Raw genomic sequence first — 3,377 nt, 5'->3', positions numbered from 1 at the left:
AATAAACGTTCAGCATAAGCAACAATACGCATACTCCATTGCATCATCTTTTTTTGCTCTACCGGATAGCCCCCTCTTTCAGATAAACCACCAATAACTTCATCATTGGCCAATACAGTTCCGAGCGCTGCACACCAATTCACAGAACTTTCTCTTAGATAAGCAAGTCGATACTTCAACAATTCACGTTGCTTTTCTTCTTCTGTAAAATCATTCCATTCCTCAGGAGAGAACTCTCTTACATCCTCATCAGAAACAGCGTAAATACCGACACTCCCTTTTTCCTCAAAATGTTGAATAAGCTGATCGATAGGTTCGGCTTTATCACTTTCAAGATTATACCATGCATTAAATAGCTGCATAAATATCCATTGTGACCAATGGTAATAATCAGGATCGCTGGTACGTACCTCACGGCTCCAATCAAAAGAAAAACCTATTTTATCAAGTTGAACACGGTAGCGATTTATATTTTCCTCTGTAGTTATTGCCGGATGCTGACCTGTTTGAATAGCATATTGTTCTGCCGGCAAACCAAAAGAATCAAAACCCATTGGATGCAATACGTTGAATCCTTTTAACCGTTTATAGCGTGCATAAATATCTGAGGCAATATATCCAAGTGGATGACCAACATGCAACCCGGCACCCGAAGGATAAGGAAACATATCCAAAACATAATATTTTGGTTTTTCCGACGTATTATTTACTTTATAAGTTTGGTTGGCCGCCCAAAATTTTTGCCATCTTCGTTCTATTTCCTTAAATTGGTAATCCATTTTATTGCGTTTTCAAGCTTAATGGCAAAAATAGAATTTTTTTACGGCATTGGGAGTTTTTGAATAAGGATAGTCCTTTTCTCACATCATTTAGTTAATTTCGCACTTTAATACTTGGACATGGAAGAATTTGAAGTAAGTACAACCTCCAGAAAAACAAAATCAGTATATATCTCTACGGTAATAAGTATTGCTTTGGTGCTATTAATGACTGGTTTGTTAGGTTTAATCCTGGTTCACGCAAAAAATCTTTCCAATTACGTTAAAGAAAACATCGTTCTAAACATCATCTTGGATGGAGATGCTAAAGAAGCGGAAGTGCTGAATTTTCAAAAAGAAATCAATGCAGATAAATATGTGCTCAAAACACAATATATAAGCAAAGAACTTGCCGCCAGAAACTTACAACAAGATCTAGGAGAAGATTTCGTTGAATTTTTAGGTTATAATCCTTTACTATCCTCTATTGATGTATATCTAAAAGCTGAATATGCAAACAAAGACAGTATTGATGTTTTCACCAAACAGATTACAGAAAATAAAATGGTTAACGAGGTTGTATATCAAGAATCTTTAATTGATATGGTCAATCAAAATATCCGTATAATAGGATTGATTATTCTTGGATTCGCATTTATACTATTAATTATTGCAGTTGCATTAATTAACAATACAATTCGTCTGGCAATCTATTCTCAACGCTTTCTGATCAAAAGTATGCAGATGGTGGGAGCAACCAAAGGTTTTATTCGAAAACCATTTATCGGTTATGGCTTAGTCCATGGCCTTTTAGGTGCACTCATCGCCATCATTATGCTAATGCTTTTACTGTACTTCGGACAAGAACAAATTCCTGAATTAGTAATCCTGAGAAATTACTATGAATTTGCTTTGATCTTCCTTGGCGTTATCATCCTCGGAATACTAATGTCTGGCCTTAGTACTTACTTTGCAGTGTCAAAATATCTAAGATTAAGAATGAACGATTTATACCGTTAAAATGGCTCAAAAAACGAAAGAAACCACCCAAAAAAACCAATCATCAGGAATGGTATTTGGCAAAATAAATTACCAGTTTATGCTGGCCAGTATATTAGTAGTTGCCCTAGGATTTTTTCTAATGTCGGGAACTACAGATATTTATAGTTTTACAAAAATAACCCTAGCACCCATTGTTGTTATTATTGGATTCGCATTAGGATTTGTTTCTATCCTGATCAGACCAAAACGTAATTAAGCTATGACTTTATTTGAGACGTTAGTCTTAGCTATTATTGAAGGCCTAACAGAATTCTTACCGGTTTCATCAACCGGGCATATGATTATAGCGACCTCCTTATTGGGCATGGAATCCTCGGCTTTTGTAAAGTTATTTACTGTAGCTATCCAACTGGGTACTATTCTCTCTGTTGTTGTTCTTTATTTTAAACGTTTTTTCAGATCAATCAATTTCTATTATAAGCTATTGGTAGCTTTTATACCTGCCGCAATTTTTGGTTTGGTCTTTAGCGACCTGATTGATGATATGCTTGAGAGTCCCATGACCGTTGCAATATCCCTGGTTATTGGAGGGGTTGTTTTATTATTTGTTGATAAATGGTTTAATAATGCTGAAATTAACGACTCCGATGAGATTAGTTATGCAACAGCCCTAAAGATTGGCTTGTATCAGTGTTTAGCGATGATTCCAGGAACTTCCCGCTCAGGCGCAAGCATTGTTGGGGGGATGTCTCAAAAGCTAAGTAGAAAAGCTGCAGCCGAATTTTCATTTTTCCTGGCAGTACCCACTATGTTTGGAGCAACCGTTAAAAAGCTGATCGATTTCTATAAAGGTGGTGATACACTCACTTCTCATGAAGTAGGAATGTTGTTTGTAGGAAACGTAGTTGGCTTCATTGTTGCCATTATTGCAATCAGGTCCTTTATTGGCTTTCTCACTAAAAACGGATTCCAACTCTTCGGCTGGTACCGTATTATAGTTGGAGCAGTCATTATAATATTATTGCTGAGTGGGCAGAGTTTAAGTATGGTGTAATGAATCAAGTTGAAAATATAAGTTTTCCAACCTTTAATTTTGAAGAAGGAGAGGTTTTATTAATTGATAAGCCACTACGTTGGACTAGCTTTGATGTAGTTGGAAAGATAAGAAACTCCATAAAACCCCTTAAAGTTAAAGTAGGTCATGCCGGAACATTAGATCCATTAGCAAGTGGCTTACTAATTCTTTGTACTGGAAAAAAAACAAAGATCATTGATCAATTTCAAGCTCAGGAGAAAGAATATACAGGAACTATCCATTTAGGAGCAACCACCCCTTCTTATGATTTAGAAACCGAAATAGATCAGGAATTTGATATTAGCCACATAACTCCAGAACAGATTATAAAAGCTACTCAGCAATTCACGGGCGAGATCAGTCAATTTCCTCCACCCCATTCTGCTATAAAGATTGATGGTGAACGTCTTTATGAAAAGGCTCGCAGAGGAGAAGTTGTTGAACAAAGACCTAGATTAGTTAATATCACTACCTTTGAAATAACTGCTATAAATATGCCTGAGATAAGCTTTCGGGTTGTTTGTAGTAAAGGAACTTATATA

The 3,377-nt window shown here is 36.1% G+C and carries 5 protein-coding genes; 4 read left to right on the top strand and 1 reads right to left on the bottom strand.

The features are described 5' to 3' along the window. A partial coding sequence (locus tag ABWO41_RS16850; RefSeq protein ID WP_353140501.1) for a class I tRNA ligase family protein occupies positions 1 to 779 on the bottom strand: 779 nt, incomplete at its 3' end. 120 nt (positions 780 to 899) lie between these two features. Here ABWO41_RS16850 and ABWO41_RS16845 point away from each other — a divergent pair. From ABWO41_RS16845 to truB, 4 genes are all read left to right on the top strand, one after another. Then, positions 900 to 1,778 carry a cell division protein FtsX gene (locus ABWO41_RS16845; RefSeq protein ID WP_132222728.1) on the top strand — a complete coding sequence of 293 codons (879 nt, stop codon included), beginning with the start codon at positions 900 to 902 and terminating at the stop codon, positions 1,776 to 1,778. Between the two features lies 1 nt (position 1,779). Further along, positions 1,780 to 2,016: a DUF3098 domain-containing protein gene (locus ABWO41_RS16840; RefSeq protein ID WP_132222730.1), complete on the top strand. Its 237-nt coding sequence runs from the start codon at positions 1,780 to 1,782 to the stop codon at positions 2,014 to 2,016. A 3-nt stretch (positions 2,017 to 2,019) separates the two neighbouring features. Next, a complete protein-coding gene (locus ABWO41_RS16835) occupies positions 2,020 to 2,814 on the top strand; it encodes an undecaprenyl-diphosphate phosphatase (RefSeq protein WP_353140497.1) in 795 nt (264 codons plus the stop codon). Next, on the top strand, positions 2,814 to 3,377 hold a 564-nt coding region (gene truB, locus ABWO41_RS16830; RefSeq protein WP_353140495.1), incomplete at its 3' end, for a tRNA pseudouridine(55) synthase TruB. The genes ABWO41_RS16835 and truB, both read left to right, overlap by 1 nt.

Origin of the sequence: Pseudopedobacter sp., assembly GCF_040392825.1 — a bacterium.
GTDB lineage: Bacteria > Bacteroidota > Bacteroidia > Sphingobacteriales > Sphingobacteriaceae > Pseudopedobacter.
This window is presented reverse-complemented; position numbering and strand designations above follow the sequence as displayed.

What these genes read in the sequence shown, in the direction of transcription:
- ABWO41_RS16845 (WP_132222728.1), top strand. Translation starts at nt 900, where the DNA reads ATGGAAGAATTTGAAGTAAGTACAACCTCCAGAAAAACAAAATCAGTA.
- ABWO41_RS16840 (WP_132222730.1), top strand. Translation starts at nt 1,780, where the DNA reads ATGGCTCAAAAAACGAAAGAAACCACCCAAAAAAACCAATCATCAGGA.
- ABWO41_RS16835 (WP_353140497.1), top strand. Translation starts at nt 2,020, where the DNA reads ATGACTTTATTTGAGACGTTAGTCTTAGCTATTATTGAAGGCCTAACA.